We start from the raw sequence: 18,925 nt of genomic DNA, 5'->3' as shown, positions 1-18,925 counted from the left end.
CTCGGACACGGTCTCTGGCGACCTGGGATGACGAGGTACGCTGCCGCAACGCGAACATACAATATTCTCGCGCGATACACAGATAAGGATGACGACAGAAGAGAGGAAGGGAACTCACGCAAGCGTTCCGGATGCCGCACCGTTCAAGGGGAGCGCAGCAATCCCCTCCCCTCCGTCATCCTCGGGCCCACGGCGCGCCTCAGGCAATCGCCATCATCCCCGTCCGTAGCGTGTTCATGTCGACGGCGGAGAGCTCGGCGTCGAGTTTGGCGTGGGTGTCCTGCCAGATGGGGAAGGCCTCGGTCAGCAGGCGGCGGCCTTCCCGCGTGAGACGCAGCAGGCGGCCACGGCGGTCGCGCGGGTCGGGCCCGACGACGACGAGGCCGCGCCGTTCGAGGGGCTTCAGCGCCGCCGTCAGCGTCGTGCGGTCCATGGCGAGCACGGCGGCGACCGGGCCCATCGGCGGCGGCTCGGGACGGTTCAGCGCCATCAGCAGCGAGAACTGGCCGTTGGTGAGGCCGAGCGGGCGCAGCGCATCGTCGAAGCGGCGGGCGAGCGCCCGCGCCGCGCGCTGCGCATGCAGGCACAGGCAATGGTCGCGCACGAAGAGCGTGGTGTCGTAGGGAATCAGGGCCTCATCCGTCATGCCGGCAATTGTTGATATCAACATAACAATGTCAAGAGACCGCCGGGCGGCGGGCGGTCAGAGATTGGGGATGCAGAGGATCGCCTGCAGGGCGCGCGCGTCGATGGGGCGGCTGAGATAGTAGCCCTGGATCTCGTCGCAGCCGGCCGCACGCAGGAAATCGATCTGCTCGCGCGTCTCCACGCCCTCGGCGATGACGCGGAGCTGGAGCGAATGGGCAAGCGAGATGACGGCCCTGGCGATCGCCGCATCGTCGGTATCGGCGGGCAGGTCCTTGACGAAGGAGCGGTCGATCTTGAGGCGGTCGACGGGAAAGCGCTTGAGGGCGCTGAGGCTGGAATAGCCGGTGCCGAAATCGTCGATGGCGAGATGCACGCCGAGCTGCTCCAGCCGGTGCATGGTCTCCACCGCCTGCTGCACGTCCTCCATGATCATGCTCTCGGTGAGCTCCAGTTCGAGATAGCGCGCCTCCAGCCCGCTTTCCTCCAGCGCCTCGGCGACGCGCTCCACCCAGTCCTTCTCCTGGAACTGGCGGGCCGAGACATTGACGCTGACGACGATGGGCGGCAGGCCGGAGACCTGCCAGGCCTTGTTCTGCCGGCAGGCCGCGCGCAGCGTCCAGTCGCCGATGGGGCCGATGAGGCCCGTTTCCTCGGCAAGCGGGATGAAATCGCCCGGCGGCACGAGGCCGCGCTCGGGATGGCGCCAGCGGATCAGCGCCTCCACGGCGAAGATGCGGCCGGTGGTGAGGTCCATCTGCGGCTGGTACTGCAGGAAGAGCTCGGAGCGGGCGAGCGCGCGGCGCAGCTCCTCCTGCTTCTGCAGCTTCTCGTGGGCACGGTTGGCCAGCTCGGCGGTGAAGACCTGCATGGCGTCACGGCCGATCTCCTTGGCGCGGTACATGGCGGCGTCGGCGCGCGCGAGCAGTTCCGTGACGTTGCGGCCGTGCTCGGGATAGGCGGCGACACCCATAGAGGCCGTGACCTGGAAGGAGCGGCCCTCGATCATCACCGGCTCGGCGATGGACTGGCGCACGGCGTTGAGCCTGTCCTCCACCGTCTCACCCCGGCGCAGCGCGCCGCTGATGAGCACGACGAACTCGTCGCCGCCGAGGCGCACGATGCTGTCGGAGGGGCGCACGCATTTGAGCATGCGCGCGGCGACGATCTTCAGGAGCTCGTCGCCGGCATGGTGGCCGAGGCTGTCGTTGACCAGCTTGAAATTGTCGAGGTCGATGAAGGCGAGCGTCATCGCCCCGCCGCCGTCGTCCGCCGCCTCGATGGCCGAGGCGACGCGCTCGTCGAGCATGGAGCGGTTCGGCAGGCCCGTCAGCGTATCGTGATGGGCCATGAACTGGATGCTGTCCTCGGCCTCCTTGCGCTCGATGGCGATGCCGGCGATGTGGGTCGCCATGCCGACGAGCTTGAGGCATTCGGCCGTGGGCTCGCCCGGCTTTTGCGAATAGAGCGCGAAGGTGCCGAGCGCCTTGCCCTGGTAGGAAAGGATCGGCGAGGACCAGCAGGCGCGAAAGCCGAAGGGCGCGGCGAGCGTCCTGTAGGCCGCCCAGAGCGGATCGGTCTCGATATCCGCGACGATGACGGGCTCGCTGCGCCAGATCGCCGTTCCGCATGAGCCGGCCGCCGGGCCGATCTCGATGCCGTCGACCAGCGCGCAATAGGCCGGATCGAGGTTGGGCGCCGCACCGTTGACGAGGTGCCGCCCGTCCGGGGTGAGCAGCAGGATCGAGCCCGTGACATCCGGCACATGCGCCTCGATGAGGAGGATCAGCGAGGAGAAGACCTCAACCAGCGGCGCGCCGAGCGCGATCATCTTGAGAAGGTGCGCCTGGCCGACATGCAGGCTTTCCGAGCGCTTGCGCTCGGTGATGTCGCGCGCGGTGCCGACCATGCCGATCACCGTGCCGTTCGCGTCGCGCACCGGCAGCTTGGAGGAGAGCATCCATTTCAGGTTGCCCCGGGCATCGTGGATCAGCTCTTCCATGTCGAGCATGGGCACGCCCGTGCGCATGATCTCCTGCTCGGTCTTGAAGAAGCCGCGGGCGACATGCTCGGGGTGGATATCGAAGTCGGACAGGCCCTCCAGGCTCTCCAGTCCCTCGCGCCGGTTGTCGTTGAGGATGGCGCGGTTGGTGACGACGAAGCGGCTGTTGCGGTCCTTGAAGTAGAGATAGTCCGGCACCTCGTCGATCATGGCTTCGAGCCAGAGGGTGCGCTCGTTCTGCGCGGTGGCAAGCGGGAAAAGCCGCTCCGCCTCGCTCATGAGGCGCCGGCTGGCCGAGATCAGGCGCGCCGTCGGGTCGGCCTCGTCATTGCCAAGCTGAGACAGATTCGTCGACATGAGCCCCTGCAATTTCCAAACGCAGGCCGGAAGGCGCCGGCCGCTCCTCCCTGCCCGGACAGCGAAAACTACACCGCAAGTCGTTATCCAACCCTAAAGGAAACCGGAGAAATGCCGCGGAACCGGGCCTTGCACCCACAAAAAACAACCCTTGCGGGCAGCAGCCGGACTGTCCCGTTCCGGCACAGATCCGTTTGGCACGCTTCCTGCTCTGCGGGGAGGCAAGGAGTTTTCATGGTTACCAGACGGTTGTTTCTCTCAGGCCTCGGTCTTGGCGCCGCCGGCGCGGCTGCAACCGCCCCGGCCGCCCTTGCGCAGACAGGCCGCCTGCCGGTCGTCGACGTCGATCTTCGCGGCAGCATCGATGCCTCGGCGCACGGCGTGCGCCCGGGAGCGGACGACCGCAAGAGCAAGGCCTTCTCCCGCCTGCTGAGGGAGGCTGCGGGAAAGAACATGCCCGTCTTCCTGCCGCCCGGCGACTATACCGTTTCCAACGTCACCCTGCCCGACAACACGCGGCTCACCGGCGTTGCCGGCGCCACGCGCATCCTCTACGGCGGCGACGGCCATCTCTTCGCCGCCGACGGGGCAAAACGCATCGAGCTTTCCAACCTCGTCATCGACGGGGCGAACCGCTGGCTGGACGACACCGTGCAGGGCCTCGTCGCGATGAGCGGCATCGCCGAGGTCGTCATCGAGAACTGCGAGATCAAGGGCGCGGGAAAGACCGCGCTCTTCCTGGAGCGCTGCGGCGGGCTCATTACGCGCAACCGGATTTCCGGCGCGGCGGAACATGCGCTCTATGCCGTCGAAAGCCGCGACCTCTCCGTCTGCGCGAACCACGTCTTCGACTGCGGCGACGGCGGCATCCTCGTCCACCGCTGGCAGAAGGGCCGTGACGGCACGATCGTTACCGGCAACCGCATCGCCCGGATAGGCGCGCGCAGCGGCGGCACCGGGCAATACGGCAACGGCATCAACATCTTCCGCGCAGACGACGTGATGATCTCGGGCAACCATATCTCGGACTGCGCCTTCTCCGCCATCCGTTCCAATGCCGGCTCGAACGTGCAGATCTCCGGCAATACCTGCCTTGGCAGCGGCGAGACGGCGATCTACTCCGAATTCGGCTTCGAGGGCGCCGTCGTCAACGGCAACCTGATCGACGGGGCGGCCAACGGCATCCTCATCGTCAACTTCAACGAGGGCGGGCGGCTTGCCAGCGTCACCGGCAATGTGGTGCGCAACCTGCGCCTCGAAGGCCCCTATGTGCACGACGGCGCCGGCTTCGGCTTCGGCATCGCGGTGGAGGCCGACACGGTCGTCTCCGGCAACACGGTGGAGAACGCGCCGAAATGGGGCCTCGTGCTCGGCTGGGGTCCTTACATGCGCGGCCTCGTCGCCACCGGCAACCTCGTGCGCCGGAGCCCCGTCGGCTGCGCCGTCAGCGTGGTGGAGGACGCGGGCTCGGCCCTCGTCTCCGGCAACATCTTCGAGGAGACCCCCGAGGCCGCCATCGCCGGCTACCGCTGGAACGAGCGCGCGACGGGCGATCTCGCACAGGAGGGCTCGACCTTCACGCACCTGACGATCGAACGGAACCGGACGGGCTGACCCCCGTCCCCCCGCATGCGCCTTTCCCTTTTGCCCGAATGGAAAGGCGGCATGGCGGATGAGGGGGCAGCCTTCCGCACCGCCCCCTCATCCGCTTTTTCATCGGTTCTTGCGGATTCGCGCAGCCGGACTTATCTTGGCTAGACAGTCTAGCCAGGAGGCAGCCACATGGAATGGCAGCTACAGGACGCGAAGAACCAGTTCTCCAAGGTCGTGCAGAAGGCGCGGACCGAAGGGCCGCAGATGGTGACGCTGCGCGGCGAGCAGGCCGCCGTCGTCCTGTCGATCGAGGACTACAGAGCGCTAAGGGCCGAAGGACCGAATTTCGTCGACGACCTGCTCGCCGGCCCCGTCTGGGACGAGGCGATGATCGAGGCGGTGGAAAGCCGTCCCGACTGGCCGCGACGCGACGTGGAACTCTGATGTACCTCATCGACACGAACGTGCTTTCGGAGGCGCGGCGCGGCTCGCCGCAGGCGCTCGGCTGGATGCGCTCCGTCGATCCGGACCGGCTCCATCTCAGCGTCATCACGCTCGGCGAGATCATGCGCGGCATCGCCCTCAAGGAGCGTTCCGATCCGCAGGCTGCCGCGCATCTTTCCGCCTGGCTCACACGCCTCCGGCACGACCACGCCGCCCGCATCCTGCCGGTCACCGACCGGGTCGCCGTGGAATGGGGGCGGCTTTCCGCCCTGCGTCCCCGCGGCGGGGCGGACGGGCTGATCGCCGCCACCGCCATCGTGCACGACCTCGTCGTCGTCACGCGCAATGTCGCCGACTTCGCCGACAGCGACGCGGCCTGCCTCAATCCCTGGGATGCCTAGCAGGCCGCGCGGCTGAGGACGTCAGCCGCCGTGAGCCTCGTGGTTGGCGCCGGGTTTGGCGGCTTCGATCTTGAAGTCGACGTCGAGCTTGCCGGCCTTCTCGAAATTCAGCGTCGCCTTGAAGCTCTCGCCTTCCTTGAAGGGGTGCTTGATCTTCATGAACATGACGTGGAGGCCGCCGGGCTTCAGCTCCACGGTGGCGCCGGCGGGGATTTCGATGCCGTCCGGCAGGTGGCGCATCTTCATCACGTCGTTTTCCATGGCCATTTCGTGCAGCTGCACGTCGTCGGAGACATCCGGCGCGGTGATGGAGACGAGGCGGTCGGCCTCCGCGCCCTTGTTGGTGACGGTGAGGAACCCGCCGCCGACGGGCTGGCCGGGCAGCGTCGCCTTGGAGGCGGGGTGATGGATCTCGAGATTGCCGAGCGTGAAGTCGTGGGCGAAGGCGATCCCGGCGGAAAAGGCCAGCGCGAGAGCGGTTGCGAGAATGCGTTTCATGGAAAAACCCTTTCGGTTTCCTCTATCGAAGAAAAGGCGATGCAGGCTGCATCGGCCGCGTATCGGGAAAGATCAGGCGGCGAGGAAAGGCGGTGCGCGCGGCGGGGCGCCGGGGCGTTCGCGCCGTGAGGGCAGCGCCTCTTCCATGGGCGGAAGAAGCGCGATGCGGCGGACGGTCAGGACCGTGCCGGCAAGATCGGCGGGCGCGGGCAGCAGCGTGGCGCCGGCGATGCGGCAGGCCTCGCACTTCGCCCCCGGCGCGGGCTTTATCTTGTTGTCGACCGTGTCGTTGATGCAGAGGTCGGCCATCGAGCCGTCCGGCAGGACATAGGCGGCAAGCTCGGCAGGGCCCGGCCCCGCGGCGACGGCCGGCCTATGGGCGAAAGCGACGAACAGCAGGCCGACCGCGCAAAGGATGCGCAGGCAAAGGGCCCAGCCTGTCGTGCGTTTCGTCATCATCGGTGTCGTCCGGTTGCTTCGTCCTTATTCCGCTCCCCGCGCGGCAGGTCAATGCGATAAAGCAAACTGCGGTGCGATCACGAGAATTCATCGACGGATCACGCGATCGCTCTACCTCCGCCGCCCTCGCCCGCCTAATGTGCCGGCGAACCAGGAGGACCCCATGCTCACCATCTACGGCGTCTATCGCTCGCGCGCCTCGCGCAACTACTGGCTTGCCGGCGAACTCGGCCTGCCCTTCGTCTCGGTGCCCGTCGTCCAGGCGCGCCGGCTCGACGATCCGCTGGCGGTGGACGCGCCGCTCAACACGCGCTCGCCCGATTTCCTCTCCGTCAACCCGACCGGCCTCATTCCCTGCATCGACGACGGCGGCTTCGTGATGACGGAATCGCTCGCCATCAACCTCTATCTCGCGCGCAAGCACGGCGGGCCGCTTGCCGGCCGCACGCTGACGGAAGAGGCCGAGATGCTGCAATGGACGATGTGGGCGGCGACCGAGGTGGAACCGCATGCCGTGAAGATCGTCCTGACATTCGACGCCAATGCCGCCGAGAGCGAACAGGGCCGCCTCACCATCCGCGCCGCCGCCAAGGCGTTGAAGACCTCCTTCAGGCGGCTCGACCAGCACCTTGCCGCGACCGGCCACGTCGTCGGCGACCGCTTCACCGTCGCCGACCTCAACCTTGCGGAGGTCTTCCGCTATGCGATGGGCCAGCCGGCGCTGTTCGAGGACGCGCCGCACGTCAAGGCCTGGCTGGAGCGCTGCCAGGCGCGCCCGGCCTTCAGGGCGATGATGGAGACGCGGCAGCTGGAGCTGGAATGACGGCGCCGGCAAAGCCGTCCTCGTCCTCGGCCAGTGCCTCGCGCAGCCAGCGCTTGAAGAGCGTGACCTTGCGCGGCTCCGGCACGCCGGGGGCCGTCACGAAATAATAGCGCATGCCGGTCTCAACCCGGATGGGGAACGGGGCGACGAGCCGCCCCTCCTTCAGCGCCCAGGAGGCGAGCACCGGATAGGCGAGCAGCACCCCCTGCCCGGCCAGCGCCGCATCGAGGCAGAGCGAAGCATCGGAAAAGACGTGGCGGGCCTTCGGCGCCGGTACGTCGAAGCCGGCCGCGTCAAGCCAGCGCTCCCAGGTGAAGGCGTCGTTGCCGTCGACCACCGCCGGCTGGGCGGAAAGATCCTGCGGTGTCGCGATCCTCTCCGCCAGCGACGGCGCACAGACCGGAAAGACCACCTGCGGCAGCAGGAATTCCGCCGAAACGCCCGGCCAGCCGCCCGGGCCGACGCGGATGGCAAGGTCGACGTCCGAGCGCGCGAGATCGACCAGCGCCATCGTCGCCTCGATGCGCAGTCCGATATCCGGATGGGCGGCCGTGAAGCGGTCGATGCGGTGGATGAGCCAGCGCGAGGCGAAGATCGGCGCGACGGAAATGGTGAGGATGGCGTCGTCCCGCCGCCGCGTCGTGGCGACCGCCTCGGAAAGCTCGCGGAAACCGTCCGAAAGCCGCGCGAGGAAGGGCGCGCCGAAGGCCGTGGGGCGCAGGCCCCGCGCCGTGCGCTCGAAGATCGCCCGGCCGAGCTGCTCTTCCGCCTTGATGACCTGCTGGCTGACCGCCCCGACCGTCACGCCGAGTTCCTCCGCCGCCGCCTGCAAGGCGCCGAGCCGGCCCACCGCTTCCAGCGCGCGCAGGCCGTTGAGATGGACGAGGTTGAGGTTGCGCATATAGCTTTTCTAAAATCCTGTCGCGAACTACTCGATTGCCGCCGCGCCTTGTTCGCGCGATTATCAGCCGTCTTCGATGATAATCAACAGCAAGGAGAAGGCAATGTTCAAGATTTTCTCAAGAGTAGCCGAGGTGCTCGCCGACAGGGCGGAGACGCCGGTCTGGCTGCGCGACCCGCTGTCCCATCCGGATATCGCGGCAATGGACGCCCGCAGCCTCGGCGACCTGCCCTTCGGCCTCTTCCGCCCGCAGGCCGACGCGGAACCGGCGGCGCCGCGCCGTCAACGGGAATTCGCAGGCTGCTACCGCGCCCTCGTTCCCGCGACCGTGAAGGTGGCCGCGACGCGGTGATGAAGACCGGCCTGCCGGCATCTCCCCCACAAGGGGGGAGAACGCAGGAGGCTTGCTCTTCCTTCCCATTTTCCCGCCGAGTGTGCCGCGGGTTAAGCCCCTCCCCCTTGTGGCGAGGGGTTGGGGAGGGGTCCTGCCGCCGTACGCGAAAGATCACCCGCCCATCTGGTCCATGTGCATGAATTCCCAGACGTTGCCGCTGATATCCTGGAAGGAGCAGCCGTACATGGGGCCGAACTCGATGTTCGGCTTCCATTCGCGCCCGCCGGCGGCGAGTGCCTTGGCCTTGATGTCGTCGACCTCCTGGCGGCTTGCGGCGGAAAGGCAGGTCAGCACCTGCGTCTGCTGTTCCGGGTCGCCCACCTTGCCGTTGACGAACTGGGCGAATTTTTCCTCTGTCAGGTGCATGACGAAGATGTTCTCGTCCACCACCATGCAGACGGCGGTGTCGTCGCTGAACTGCTCGTTGAAGGAATAGCCGAGCGCGCCGAAGAAGCGGCGGGTGGCGGGCAGGTCCTTGACGGGAAGGTTGACGAAGATCATGCGCATGAAAGGCCTCCTGGTTTTCGGTTGCGAAGCGGGGCGCCGCCGGCGGCGGATCGTCCCGTCCTGCCACAAGGACGTAGCCGCCCGCCCCGTCCCGACAAGCCCCCGCGAAAAAATCGGCCGTCAGGCGGCGAAGGCGTCCGTCACGCGGACATCGCCGACATGGATGCCGTTCCAGTTGGACATGGAATGGTTCGCCATGGCCATCAGCGCGCCGTGGACGGCGGGCTCATTGGCGAAGAAGCGGGCGAGCGTGGCGGCGACCATGCTTTCGGCCGCGCGCGTCGTGCCGTCCTCGCATTTTAGGGCGATGGCGATGCCCTTTTCCGGGATCGCCGCGCAGAAGACGCCCTCCGCGCCCGTCTTGGCGAAGATACGGCCGGGCGCCATCTTCATCAGCCGCGTGCAGGCGCGTTTTGTTCCGGCGACAAAGAAGGGCTCGGCCATGCAGGCCTCTATCAGCCGGCGGGAAGCCCTGGCGCGCTCGGGCGCAAGGCTTGTACCGGTCGCCATCTTCGCGAAACCGTGCGCAAGGCTCTTCAGCGGCACGGCATAGGTGGGAATGGAGCAGCCGTCGGTGCCGCAATTGTCGGTGCCGAGCGCCGCGCCGGTCAGGTCCTCCATGACGCCGCGGATTTCCGCCTGCACGGGATGCTCGTAGCGCACATAGCCCTTCAGCGCCGTGCCGCCGTGGCAGGCGGCACAGACGAAGCCGGCATGCTTTCCCGAGCAATTGTTGTGAAGGGCGCTCGGCCGGTCGAGGCTGCGCACCTGGTCGATCAGCACCGGCTGGTCGAAGGACCAGTGCGCGCCGCATTCCAGAACGCTCTCGTCGAGGCCGGCGGCGGCGAGCATGCTTGCGGCAAGGCGCACATGCTCCGGCTCGCCGCTGTGCGAGGAGCAGGCGAGCGCCAGTTCCTTCGCGCCGAAGCCGTAGGCGTCGGCCGCGCCGCTTTCGATCAGCGGCAGGCCCTGCATGGCCTTGCAGGCCGAGCGCGGGAAGACGGCCGCATCGATATCGCCTTGCGAGAAGACGACCTTGCCGTCGCCGTCCACCGCCACGACCATGCCGCGATGGCGGCTTTCCACCAGATTGCCGCGCGTGACCTCGACAAGAACCGGGTTGGCCATGCTCATCCTCCTCGAACGTGTGATTGGGCGCGGTCTTAGCCGAAATCCGCGCCCCTGCCCACTCGGTTTCACAGATATTCCACCTCGAAGGCGGCAAGGCGCGCCGGATCGGCGATCGATTCGATGGCGACGATCCGCTCGTCCTCCACCGTGACGCGCACGACGACCCGAAGCGCCCCGCCGAGGACGACGGCAAGGCCGAGGTCGCCATCGACAAGAGCGAGCCGGGCGGCGGTCGCCTTGCCGTCGAAGAAGGTCGCCACGGCCGCCGCGCCGCGCAGGTCGGCAAGCGAGGCGAGCCGGGCCGCATCGGCATCCGCATGGAAGACGACATCGGGATCGAGCACGGCGAGAAGGCCGGCGAAATCGCCCTCGCGCGAGGCGGCGAGGAAGGCGGCGACCACGCCCTTGCGCCGCTCGTAATCGGCGGACGGCGCATCCGGCAGGCCCTGCACGCGGCGGCGGGCGCGGCTTGCAAGCTGGCGGGCGGCGACGGGCGAGCGCTCGACGATGCGGCCGATCTCCTCGAAGGGCACGCCGAACATGTCGTGCAGCACGAAGGCGAGGCGCTCGGCCGGCGTCAGCCGCTCCAACACGACGAGCAGCGCAAGGCCGACGGAATCGGCGAGCGCCGCCTGTTCGTCCGCGCCGGCGGCGGGATCGGCATGCTGCACCTCGCCCGCCTCGCCGTCGATCGGGTCCTCGCGGCGGCGAAGGCGCGCGCGCAGCATGTCGAGGCAGATGCGGCCGACCACGGTGGTGAGCCAGCCGGCGGGATTGTCGATGCCGTCCCCGCCGGCACGCTCCAGCCGCAGCCAGGCCTCCTGCACGGCATCCTCGGCCTCGGCATGCGAGCCGAGCATGCGATAGGCCACGGCATGAAGCCGCCCCCGCTCCGCCTCGAAACGGCCTGCCCCAGAAAATTTCTCGCCCATCGGTCACACTCCCTCTGCTGGTGGCGTCATGGCCATGACGAACCAAGCCGCGCCGATGTGACGGCTTGCCGCCGTCGAAGCGCAAATCATTGCAAGGAGCCAGCAAATGCAATCCCGCATGACCAATATCGTCACCGTCCTGCCCGCCGTCATGACCGCCATGGGCGCCCTCCAGAAGGCCGCGCAGGAAACCGGCCTGCCGGAAAGGACCGCCCAACTCGTCCACCTGCGCGCCAGCCAGATCAACGGCTGCAGCTTCTGCGTCGACCTCCACCCGCGCATGATGAAGAAAGCCGGCGAGACGGACCGGCGCATCCTCTCGGTCGCCGCCTGGCGGGAAGCGCCGTTCTATACGGATGCCGAGCGCGCCGCCCTCGCCCTCACCGAGGCGCTGACCCGCATCGCCGACCGGGAGGAGCCGGTGCCGGATACGATCTGGAACGAGGCCGCCCGCCACTACGACGAAACGGCGCTCGCCGCCCTCGTCGTGGAGATCGCCACGATCAACGTGTGGAACCGCTTCAACGTGGCGACCCGGCAGGTCGCGGGCGAGTGGGCGCCGTGAAGCGCGGAGGCATCCGTGCGGGTGGCATTGCCTGCTGGTGCTACGTGCCATTGTAGGATGCCGGCGCTCCCCTCTCCACTTCCGTCATCCTCGGGCTTGACCCGAGGATCCAGTCCCACGGACGACCCTCGCTTGTAGCGTGGATGCTCGGGTCAAGCCCGAGCATGACGGAGGAGAGGCAGGAGGAAAGGTATCGACGTGCGTGCCGTTGCCGAGTGCCCCCCGGATACCTTTCCCGCTCGCAAGGATACCCTCCCCTCGTCCCCCATCCAGTGAAAAGTTGCGGCTTGAACTCGTGGTTGCGCCGTGGCACCTCTCCGGAAGCTCTTTAGCAAAAGGCCTTTCCATGTCGGACGATACCGCCCCGAAGGAAGCCGCGCCGCGGCTTTCCAGCCTGTTCTCCCGCGCCTATCTGTTCGGCACGCTGATGCTGGGCGGCGGGATCATGCTGCATGCGGTGGAGACCTATATCACCGCCACGCTGATGCCCTCCATCGTGCGCGATATCGGCGGGCTGTCGCTGTTCGCCTGGGCGACGACGGCCTATGTCGCGGCCTCCGTGCTCGGCTCCACCTTCGTCGCCGTGCGGCCGGAGAGCGTCACGCTCAACCGCTGCTATGTCTTCGGGGCGCTGCTCTTCGGCCTCGGCAGCCTCGTCTGCGCGCTTTCGCCGAGCATGGAAACGGTGCTCATCGGCCGGGCGGTGCAGGGACTGGGCGCGGGCTTCCTCGTCGCGCTCGGCTATGCCTTCGTGCGCTTCGTCTATCCCGAGCCGCTGTGGAGCACGGCGTCCACGCTCTATGCCGCCGCCTGGGGCATCGCCACCTTCCTCGGCCCGACGATCGGCGGTATCTTCGCCGCCGGCAGCGCCTGGCGCGAGGCCTTCGCGCTGCTCGTGCCGCTCTCGGCGCTGATGGCGGCCGCTGCGCCGAAGCTGCTGCCGAAGGGCGACGGCGAGCGGGTGACGACAAAGACGCCCTTCCCGCAGATCGTCCTTCTCGTTTCCGCCGTCGTCATGCTCTCCTTCGCCAGTTCCGCGGAAGCGCCGGCCCTGCGCGCCCTGCTCTCCGCCGCGGCCATCGCCGGCGTCCTTGCGGCCATCGCCATCGAGCGGGGCGCGAAGGCGCGGCTGCTGCCGGCCGGCACGATCCGCCTTTCCTCCCCGCTCGCCCGCGTCTATCTCCTCATGCTGATGCTGCTGGTGACGATCTGCTCGGATGTCTACATCCCCTATTTCCTGCAGGTGCTGCATGGGGTGAGCCCGCTCGTCTCCGGCTATCTCGTGGCGCTGCTCGCGCTCGGCTGGACGGCCGCGGCCTTCCTCACCGCCGGCCTCAGGGACGGGCGCGCCAACCGGGTGATCGTCATCGGCGCGGCTATCGAGGCGCTGGCGACCGCTCTCCTCGTCCTCGCGCTCGCGCGGCACAATCCGGCGGGCAGCATCGCCGTGCTGGCGCTCGCCACGCTCCTCATCTTCCTCATGGGCTTCGGCATCGGCATGGGCTGGGCGCATCTCGTCACCCATGTGCTGCATCTCGCCCCCGCCGGGGAGACGGACAAGGCGTCGGCTGCGATCACCACCATGCAGTCGCTGGGCGCTGCCTTCGGGGCGGCGCTCGCCGGCATCATCGTCAACTCGGCGGGGCTGGTGGAGCCCGGCGGCGTCGACGGCGCGCTCGTCGCCGCGCGCTGGCTCTATGCGCTGCTCGCCCTGCCGGCGGCGCTGGCGATCTTCCTTGCCATCGGCCTGCCGCGCGAGCGGGCGGCGGGCTGACGGCTCACTCGAAGGTCAGCACGATCTTGCCGATATGGTCGCCGCGCTCCATCATGCGATGGCCGGCGCCGACCTCGTCGAAGGGAAGGGCCGCATCGACCACCGGGGCGATGCGCCCCTCCTCCAGGAGCGGCCAGACCCGCGCCAGAAGCTCGTCGCGGATCTCCTCCTTTTCCGCCGCCGTGCGCGGGCGCATGGTCGAGCCCATCACGTTGAGCCGCCGCAGCATGATCGGCGCGAGGTTCACCCTGTCGGCGACCACGCCGCCGAGGAAGGCGATGATCGCGAGCCGCCCGTCGCGGGCGAGCGACTTCAGGTTGCGCTCGAAATAGGCCGCGCCGATCATGTCGAGCACGACGTCGACGCCGACCTTGCCGGTCTCCTCCGCGATGACGGCGGCGAAATCCTCCTCGCGGTAGTTGATCGCCCGGGCGGCGCCCAGCGAAAGGCAGGCCCTGCACTTCTCCGTTGTTCCGGCCGTGGTGAAGACGCGGCAGCCGAAGGCGACGGCAAGCTGGATCGCCGTCGTGCCGATGCCGCTCGTGCCGCCGTGGACCAGCACGCTCTCGCCAGGCCTCAGGCCCGCCATCATGAAGAGGTTCGCCCAGACGGTGAAGAAGGTCTCCGGCAGGGCCGCGGCCTTCACCGCGTCATAGCCTTTTGGAAAAGGCAGCGCCTGGCCGGCCGGCACCGTGCAGTAATGCGCATAGCCGCCCCCGTTCGCCAGCGCGCAGACCCTGTCGCCGACCTTCCAGCCGGTGACGCCCTCGCCGAGCGCGGCGATCTCGCCCGCCACCTCCAGGCCGAGGATGGGGCTTGCATCCGGCGGCGGCGGATAATCGCCCTTGCGCTGGAGGATATCCGGCCGGTTGATGCCCGCCGCCTCAACGCGCACGAGGATCTCGCCGGGGCGGGGCTGCGGGACCGGCCCCTCCATCACCGTCAGGTTTTCCGGCCCGCCGTGCTCGGCAAGCCCGATATAGGACATGGTCGATGGAAGTGACATGGTTCCGCCTCCCCGGCGCTTTCTCGATGGAGGGCAATTCTAGCGGAAAGCGGCGGTCATTTGAAACGGCTTGAAGACCCTCTCTGCCTGCCGGCATCTCCCCCACAAGGGGGGAGAAAGGCCGGCGGCGCTCTTTTCCCCAATTTTTGGACGCCGGACGTGCCGCAAATTAAGTCCCTCCCCCTTGTGGGGAGGGATTTAGGGAGGGGTTTTCACGCCCCCGCCGAAGACAGCACCAGCCCGCCGCCGCTTTCCTTCGCCTCGGTCTTCAGGGCGGCGATGCGGGTGCTGATCTGCCCGGCCTCGCCGATCACCTCGCCTTCCGGCACGACCAGCACCACGGCCGAGCAGCGCATCAGGGGAAAGCGGGTCTCCCGGCCGGCGCGGTCGCGGCCGCGGATCTCGCCCGCCAGCCGGTCCTCCGGCGAATAGAGCGCGCGCACCTCGCGGGAAAAATCCGCAAGCAGCCGCTCCAGCACGTCCCGCACCTCGCCGGCCGGGCGGCCGCTGACGCCGGCGAAGAAATCGTCGCCGCCGACATGGCCGACGAACACGTCCTCGCCGACGAAATCGCGCCTGAGCAGCGAGGCGAAGAGCGAGAGCGCAAGGTCGCCCTTGTGGAAGCCGTAGCGATCGTTGAACGGCTTGAAATTGTCGAAGTCGAAATAGCAAAGGCACCGCGTCTGGTCGCCGTCGAGCGCCTTGTCCTGGAGATAGTCGCGAATCGCCCGGTTGCCGGGAAGGCCGGTCAGCGGGTTCTGGTCCTCCGCCGTCTTCAGCCGCTTCTCGTTGATGATCTTGATGAGCGAGGAGGCCGACAGGATGCCGGCATAGCGCATATTCTCCGTCAGGATCACGCATTCGTTGCCGCCCATGCCGGTGAAGATGTCGAGAAGCTGTTCGGCGGGCGTGTCGAGGTCGGCGATGGGCGCGGCGGTCACGAAATGCGCCAGACCCTTCTGGTAGAGCCTGTTCTTGATGAGGTCGCGGCCGAAGGGATGATAGCTCAGTTCCTTGACGTGGTATTCCTGCAGGATGCCGCGCGGCTCGTCATTGGCGTTGAGCACGGGGAAGAAGGTGCGCTTGGGATCGCGCCGGAAGAACTCGAACACCGTTTCGAGACTCTCGCTCTCGCGCAGCACCGCGACCTGCTCGATCTCGCGGCGGATGAGGATGCTGTCGAGCGTGCTGGAGGCGCGGCGCGTGCCGCCGGCGCGGGCGACCTGCGCATAGACCGGGCCGAGCGCGGAAAAATCCGTAACGGGGCGCGAGACGAACCAGCCCTGCACGAGGTCGCAGCCCGCCTCGCGGCAGGCGACGAACTCCGCCTCGGTCTCCACGCCCTCGGCGATCACCCGCGTGCCGAGCACATGGGCGGCGTTGACCGTGTTGCGCACGAGGTGGCGCTTGCGGGCATCGGCTTCCATGCCCGAGACGAAGTGGCGGTCGATCTTCAGATAATCCACCGGATGGTCGCAGAGCAGCTTGAGCCCGTTATGGCCGACGCCGAAATCGTCGATGGCGAGCTTGAAGCCGGCAAGGCGCAGCTTGCGCACCAGCGCGGAGAACTCCGGCAGCGTATCGTTGTCGAAGCGCTCGGATATCTCGAAGCAGATGGAGGAGGCCGGAATGCCGGCGCGCGTCAGATGTCCGACGAGGCGCTCGACGAGATCGGCGCCTTGCGGCACGAGGCGGGAATCGAGGTTGACGAAGAGCGTGCGCGAACGGAAATCCGGCAGGGCCGCGAAGGCCGCGATGGCGCGGCTGTTGACCATGTGCTCCAGCGCGAGGAGCTGGCCGGCCTCGTGCGCCCGGTCGAGGAGATCGAGCGGGGAGCGGAAGCCGAGGCGGTCGAAGCCGCGCATCAGCGACTCGTAGCCGAACACCGCGCCGGTCGCGGCCTCGACGATCGGCTGGAAGGCCGTTTCGATCACGAGCTTTGCGAGCGTGACGATCTCGCCATCGCCGAAGCGGCGAAGGGCGAGCAATTCGGCGGCGGACATGCGGATGCTCCGGAGCGTGAATGGTGAGAGGAAGTCTCCGCACCAGTCCTGAACAAACCGTTTCTTTAGTATGACAATTTAGTGAAAGCGCAACTGCGACAGGCAGTTGGGCAAAAATTCCTTCATATCGGCAGCGCCAGCAGCAGCGCGCCGCCACCGATCATCACGACCGCCGCCCAATGGGCGGGGGAAAGCTGCTCGCCGAGGAAAAGCGCGGCGAAGAGCGCGACGAGCACGACGCTCAGCTTGTCGACGGGCGCGACCTCGGACGCCTTGCCGAGTTGCAGGGCGCGGAAATAGCACAGCCACGAGGCGCCCGTCGCAAGGCCCGAGAGAACGAGGAAGATCCAGCTTCTCGCCGGAACGGTGCCGGGCGCCTGCCAGCCGCCGGCAAGCGTCAGCATGAGGGCGATGGCGGCGAGAATGACGAGCGTGCGCACGAAGGTCGCGAAATCCGGATTGACCCCGGCGACGCCGACCTTGGCGAAGATCGCCGTCAGCGCGGCGAAGGCGGCCGAGCCGAGCGCCCAGGCCTGCCATGCGCCCGAAAGCCCGCTCATACCGCGCCGCCGGACAGCACCGTGCGCGTCAGGCCGAGGCCGGCGGCAACGCCCGCCAGCGACAGGAGAAGCGATGCGCCGACATAGAGCGCCGCCAGCCCCGTCTCGCCGCGCTCCCACAGCAGCGCCGCGTCGAGCGAGAAGGTGGAGAAGGTGGTGAAGCCGCCGAGAATGCCGGTCGTCAGGAACAGCCGCATTTCCTGCGGCAGGTGCCCGCGGAAGGCGAAGGTGCCGGCGATCAGCCCCATCAGCAGGCAGCCGAGCGCGTTGACGACGAGGGTGCCGGTGGGAAAGCCCGTGCCGACGAGCCGGGCGGAAAGCACGTTCACCCCGTGGCGCGCCGCACCGCCGACGCCGGCACCGAGAAAGACGATCAGATAGCTCATGTCCGTTGCCTCAAAGGTCTGCGATCAAGATATCCGGGCAACGAAAAACCGCCCACGGGCGGTCGCAAGGCACGCTCCCGCCGTCGACGGCCATCGCTGGCCGGCCTGGCAGGCGCTATCAGCCGATAAACGGCAGTTCTCGGGGAGCACCATCCCCATCCCACGAGGAAATATCTAGGCGCAGCCCGGCCGGCTGTCAAACGGGCGGGCTCAGTGCCGCCGTTCGAGGATGGAGACGTAGTTGGCGACGGCGGCGCCGCCCATGTTGAAGAGCGCGCCGAGGGTGGCGCCGGGGACCTGGATGCCGCCCGCCTCGCCGGCAAGCTGCATGGCCGCCAGCACATGCATGGAGACGCCCGTCGCACCGATCGGGTGGCCCTTGGCCTTGAGGCCGCCGGAGGGATTGACCGGCAGGCGGCCGCCCTTCGCCGTCTCGCCGGAGAGCGCCAGCCGGCCGCCCTCGCCGGGCTTTGCAAGGCCCATCGCCTCGTATTCGATGAGCTCGGCGATGGTGAAGCAGTCATGCGTCTCGACGAAGGAGAGGTCGCCGAGCGTTGCGCCCGCTTCGGCCAAAGCCTGCCGCCATGCTTCCGTGCAGCCCTCGAAGCGCAGGATGTCGCGCTTCGACATGGGCAGGAAGTCCTGCACATGGGCGGCGGCGCGAAAGCCGATGGCGCGCGGGGCGCTTGCGGCCGCATCCGTGGAGGCGAGCACGAGGGCGGCGGCGCCGTCGGAGACGAGCGAGCAATCCGTGCGCTTCAGGGGGCCGGCGACGAAGGGGTTCTTCTCGCTTTCGGTGCGGCAGAAAGTAAAGCCGAGATCCTTCTGCATCTGGGCATAGGGATTGGCGGCGCCGTTCCGATGGTTCTTGGCGGCGATGGCGGCCAGCGCGTCGGACTGGTCGCCGTGGCGCTGGAAATAGGCGGCGGCGATCCGGCCGAAGACGCCGGCGAAACCGGCGGGCGTGTCGCCGTCCTCCGGCAGGTAGGAGGCCTTCAGGAGATTAGCGCCGATCCCGGCCGGCGGCGTTGTCGTCATCTGCTCGACGCCGACGACCAGCACATGGCGGGCCGCCCCGGCGCGGATGGCGCGGATGCCCTGGTGGACGGCGGCGGAACCTGTGGCGCAGGCATTCTCCACGCGTGTCGCCGGCTTGAAGCGCAGCGCGTCGTCGGCCTGGAGCACGAGGCTCGCCGTGAAATCCTGCGGCGAGAAGCCGGCGTTGAAATGGCCGAGCACGATCTCGTCGATATCGGCGGCGGCAAGGCCCGCATGGGCGACGGCCGCGCGCGCGACGGTGACGATCAGGCTCTCGACCGTCTCGCCCTCCAGCCTGCCGAAGCGCGTATGCGCCCAGCCGATAATGGAAACGTCCATGCGAATTCCTCCTGCCGCCATGATGGGCCCGTGGCGGCGGGAGGTAAAGGGGCGGAGCGGCGCGTGGGGTTTGCCCCTCATCCGCCTGCCGGCACCTTGTAACTTCCCTTTGCCCGGGATTGGCGCTGTATTGCCGATTGCGGTGGCGGATGAGAGACCGCAGCACC

The 18,925-nt window shown here is 68.0% G+C and carries 20 protein-coding genes and 1 riboswitch; of the genes, 7 read left to right on the top strand and 13 right to left on the bottom strand.

Translation table 11 applies throughout. The features are described from left to right. Positions 1-199: 199 nt before the first annotated feature. Positions 200-646 (bottom strand): MarR family winged helix-turn-helix transcriptional regulator, encoded by a 447-nt coding sequence (locus tag HNQ66_RS23145; protein ID WP_184147231.1) that lies wholly within the window; start codon positions 644-646, stop codon positions 200-202. A 57-nt stretch (positions 647-703) separates the two neighbouring features. Next, positions 704-3,004: an EAL domain-containing protein gene (locus HNQ66_RS23140; protein ID WP_184147229.1), complete on the bottom strand. Its 2,301-nt coding sequence runs from the start codon at positions 3,002-3,004 to the stop codon at positions 704-706. A gap of 234 nt (positions 3,005-3,238) precedes the next feature. On the opposite strand from HNQ66_RS23140, the gene HNQ66_RS23135 reads away from it, so the two are divergent. From HNQ66_RS23135 to HNQ66_RS23125, 3 genes are all read left to right on the top strand, one after another. Next, positions 3,239-4,618, top strand: coding sequence for a TIGR03808 family TAT-translocated repetitive protein (locus HNQ66_RS23135; protein WP_184147227.1), 1,380 nt, complete (start codon positions 3,239-3,241; stop codon positions 4,616-4,618). A 168-nt stretch (positions 4,619-4,786) separates the two neighbouring features. Continuing rightward, positions 4,787-5,041, top strand: coding sequence for a type II toxin-antitoxin system Phd/YefM family antitoxin (locus HNQ66_RS23130; RefSeq protein ID WP_184147225.1), 255 nt, complete (start codon positions 4,787-4,789; stop codon positions 5,039-5,041). Beyond that, positions 5,041-5,442, top strand: a complete 402-nt coding sequence (locus HNQ66_RS23125; RefSeq protein WP_184147224.1) for a type II toxin-antitoxin system VapC family toxin — start codon at positions 5,041-5,043, stop codon at positions 5,440-5,442. Before HNQ66_RS23130 ends, HNQ66_RS23125 begins: the two co-directional genes overlap by 1 nt. A gap of 21 nt (positions 5,443-5,463) precedes the next feature. Here HNQ66_RS23125 and HNQ66_RS23120 read toward each other — a convergent pair whose 3' ends face one another. Further along, positions 5,464-5,940 (bottom strand): copper chaperone PCu(A)C, encoded by a 477-nt coding sequence (locus tag HNQ66_RS23120; RefSeq protein WP_184147222.1) that lies wholly within the window; start codon positions 5,938-5,940, stop codon positions 5,464-5,466. A 72-nt stretch (positions 5,941-6,012) separates the two neighbouring features. After that, positions 6,013-6,399: a hypothetical protein gene (locus HNQ66_RS23115; protein WP_184147220.1), complete on the bottom strand. Its 387-nt coding sequence runs from the start codon at positions 6,397-6,399 to the stop codon at positions 6,013-6,015. A 163-nt stretch (positions 6,400-6,562) separates the two neighbouring features. Here HNQ66_RS23115 and HNQ66_RS23110 point away from each other — a divergent pair, with 163 nt between their 5' ends. After that, the gene (locus tag HNQ66_RS23110; RefSeq protein ID WP_184147218.1) at positions 6,563-7,222 is read left to right on the top strand and encodes a glutathione S-transferase family protein; all 660 of its coding nucleotides are present in this window, start codon (positions 6,563-6,565) and stop codon (positions 7,220-7,222) included. Here HNQ66_RS23110 and HNQ66_RS23105 read toward each other — a convergent pair. After that, a complete protein-coding gene (locus HNQ66_RS23105) occupies positions 7,182-8,123 on the bottom strand; it encodes a LysR substrate-binding domain-containing protein (RefSeq protein WP_184147216.1) in 942 nt (313 codons plus the stop codon). The two genes, HNQ66_RS23110 and HNQ66_RS23105, sit on opposite strands and share 41 nt — an antisense overlap. 103 nt (positions 8,124-8,226) lie before the next feature. Here HNQ66_RS23105 and HNQ66_RS23100 point away from each other — a divergent pair, with 103 nt between their 5' ends. Further along, positions 8,227-8,475: a hypothetical protein gene (locus HNQ66_RS23100; RefSeq protein WP_184147214.1), complete on the top strand. Its 249-nt coding sequence runs from the start codon at positions 8,227-8,229 to the stop codon at positions 8,473-8,475. A 153-nt stretch (positions 8,476-8,628) separates the two neighbouring features. Here HNQ66_RS23100 and HNQ66_RS23095 read toward each other — a convergent pair whose 3' ends face one another. From HNQ66_RS23095 to HNQ66_RS23085, 3 genes are all read right to left on the bottom strand, one after another. After that, positions 8,629-9,024 carry a VOC family protein gene (locus HNQ66_RS23095; protein WP_184147212.1) on the bottom strand — a complete coding sequence of 132 codons (396 nt, stop codon included), beginning with the start codon at positions 9,022-9,024 and terminating at the stop codon, positions 8,629-8,631. Positions 9,025-9,144: 120 nt separating this feature from the next. Beyond that, the gene (locus tag HNQ66_RS23090) at positions 9,145-10,152 is read right to left on the bottom strand and encodes an asparaginase (RefSeq protein ID WP_184147210.1); all 1,008 of its coding nucleotides are present in this window, start codon (positions 10,150-10,152) and stop codon (positions 9,145-9,147) included. A 68-nt stretch (positions 10,153-10,220) separates the two neighbouring features. After that, a complete protein-coding gene (locus HNQ66_RS23085) occupies positions 10,221-11,087 on the bottom strand; it encodes a sigma-70 family RNA polymerase sigma factor (protein WP_184147208.1) in 867 nt (288 codons plus the stop codon). A gap of 106 nt (positions 11,088-11,193) precedes the next feature. On the opposite strand from HNQ66_RS23085, the gene HNQ66_RS23080 reads away from it, so the two are divergent. After that, positions 11,194-11,652, top strand: a complete 459-nt coding sequence (locus HNQ66_RS23080; protein ID WP_184147206.1) for a carboxymuconolactone decarboxylase family protein — start codon at positions 11,194-11,196, stop codon at positions 11,650-11,652. A gap of 346 nt (positions 11,653-11,998) precedes the next feature. Further along, entirely contained in the window at positions 11,999-13,426 is a 1,428-nt protein-coding gene (locus tag HNQ66_RS23075; RefSeq protein ID WP_184147204.1) for an MFS transporter, read from the top strand. Between the two features lie 4 nt (positions 13,427-13,430). Here HNQ66_RS23075 and HNQ66_RS23070 read toward each other — a convergent pair whose 3' ends face one another. The 5 genes from HNQ66_RS23070 to HNQ66_RS23050 form a co-directional block, all read right to left on the bottom strand. Beyond that, complete coding sequence (locus HNQ66_RS23070) at positions 13,431-14,432, bottom strand: NAD(P)H-quinone oxidoreductase (RefSeq protein ID WP_184147202.1); 1,002 nt, start codon at positions 14,430-14,432, stop codon at positions 13,431-13,433. A 212-nt stretch (positions 14,433-14,644) separates the two neighbouring features. Continuing rightward, positions 14,645-16,435, bottom strand: coding sequence for a GGDEF domain-containing protein (locus tag HNQ66_RS23065; protein WP_184147200.1), 1,791 nt, complete (start codon positions 16,433-16,435; stop codon positions 14,645-14,647). 122 nt (positions 16,436-16,557) lie between these two features. Beyond that, complete coding sequence (locus tag HNQ66_RS23060) at positions 16,558-16,995, bottom strand: EamA family transporter (RefSeq protein ID WP_184147198.1); 438 nt, start codon at positions 16,993-16,995, stop codon at positions 16,558-16,560. Next, positions 16,992-17,381, bottom strand: a complete 390-nt coding sequence (crcB, locus tag HNQ66_RS23055) for a fluoride efflux transporter CrcB (protein WP_184147196.1) — start codon at positions 17,379-17,381, stop codon at positions 16,992-16,994. Before crcB ends, HNQ66_RS23060 begins: the two co-directional genes overlap by 4 nt. Before the next feature lie 102 nt (positions 17,382-17,483). Next, a riboswitch (Fluoride riboswitch) is annotated at positions 17,484-17,547 on the bottom strand. Between the two features lie 44 nt (positions 17,548-17,591). Next, positions 17,592-18,758, bottom strand: a complete 1,167-nt coding sequence (locus HNQ66_RS23050; protein WP_184147194.1) for an acetyl-CoA acetyltransferase — start codon at positions 18,756-18,758, stop codon at positions 17,592-17,594. Positions 18,759-18,925: the final 167 nt, after the last annotated feature.

Origin of the sequence: Shinella fusca, assembly GCF_014203155.1 — a bacterium.
Lineage (GTDB): Bacteria > Pseudomonadota > Alphaproteobacteria > Rhizobiales > Rhizobiaceae > Shinella > Shinella fusca.
The sequence above is the reverse complement of the archived record's forward strand: the minus strand, read 5'-3'. Positions and strand labels throughout refer to the sequence as shown.

Bases quoted from the DNA above. Each gene is read 5' to 3' on its own strand.
- HNQ66_RS23130 (WP_184147225.1), top strand. From the start codon at position 4,787: ATGGAATGGCAGCTACAGGACGCGAAGAACCAGTTCTCCAAGGTCGTG.
- HNQ66_RS23070 (WP_184147202.1), bottom strand. From the start codon at position 14,432: ATGTCACTTCCATCGACCATGTCCTATATCGGGCTTGCCGAGCACGGC.
- HNQ66_RS23065 (WP_184147200.1), bottom strand. From the start codon at position 16,435: ATGTCCGCCGCCGAATTGCTCGCCCTTCGCCGCTTCGGCGATGGCGAG.
- HNQ66_RS23135 (WP_184147227.1), top strand. From the start codon at position 3,239: ATGGTTACCAGACGGTTGTTTCTCTCAGGCCTCGGTCTTGGCGCCGCC.
- HNQ66_RS23095 (WP_184147212.1), bottom strand. From the start codon at position 9,024: ATGCGCATGATCTTCGTCAACCTTCCCGTCAAGGACCTGCCCGCCACC.
- HNQ66_RS23115 (WP_184147220.1), bottom strand. From the start codon at position 6,399: ATGATGACGAAACGCACGACAGGCTGGGCCCTTTGCCTGCGCATCCTT.
- HNQ66_RS23105 (WP_184147216.1), bottom strand. From the start codon at position 8,123: ATGCGCAACCTCAACCTCGTCCATCTCAACGGCCTGCGCGCGCTGGAA.
- HNQ66_RS23100 (WP_184147214.1), top strand. From the start codon at position 8,227: ATGTTCAAGATTTTCTCAAGAGTAGCCGAGGTGCTCGCCGACAGGGCG.
- HNQ66_RS23080 (WP_184147206.1), top strand. From the start codon at position 11,194: ATGCAATCCCGCATGACCAATATCGTCACCGTCCTGCCCGCCGTCATG.
- HNQ66_RS23060 (WP_184147198.1), bottom strand. From the start codon at position 16,995: ATGAGCGGGCTTTCGGGCGCATGGCAGGCCTGGGCGCTCGGCTCGGCC.
- HNQ66_RS23090 (WP_184147210.1), bottom strand. From the start codon at position 10,152: ATGGCCAACCCGGTTCTTGTCGAGGTCACGCGCGGCAATCTGGTGGAA.
- crcB (WP_184147196.1), bottom strand. From the start codon at position 17,381: ATGAGCTATCTGATCGTCTTTCTCGGTGCCGGCGTCGGCGGTGCGGCG.
- HNQ66_RS23085 (WP_184147208.1), bottom strand. From the start codon at position 11,087: ATGGGCGAGAAATTTTCTGGGGCAGGCCGTTTCGAGGCGGAGCGGGGG.
- HNQ66_RS23145 (WP_184147231.1), bottom strand. From the start codon at position 646: ATGACGGATGAGGCCCTGATTCCCTACGACACCACGCTCTTCGTGCGC.
- HNQ66_RS23050 (WP_184147194.1), bottom strand. From the start codon at position 18,758: ATGGACGTTTCCATTATCGGCTGGGCGCATACGCGCTTCGGCAGGCTG.
- HNQ66_RS23125 (WP_184147224.1), top strand. From the start codon at position 5,041: ATGTACCTCATCGACACGAACGTGCTTTCGGAGGCGCGGCGCGGCTCG.
- HNQ66_RS23120 (WP_184147222.1), bottom strand. From the start codon at position 5,940: ATGAAACGCATTCTCGCAACCGCTCTCGCGCTGGCCTTTTCCGCCGGG.
- HNQ66_RS23110 (WP_184147218.1), top strand. From the start codon at position 6,563: ATGCTCACCATCTACGGCGTCTATCGCTCGCGCGCCTCGCGCAACTAC.
- HNQ66_RS23075 (WP_184147204.1), top strand. From the start codon at position 11,999: ATGTCGGACGATACCGCCCCGAAGGAAGCCGCGCCGCGGCTTTCCAGC.
- HNQ66_RS23140 (WP_184147229.1), bottom strand. From the start codon at position 3,004: ATGTCGACGAATCTGTCTCAGCTTGGCAATGACGAGGCCGACCCGACG.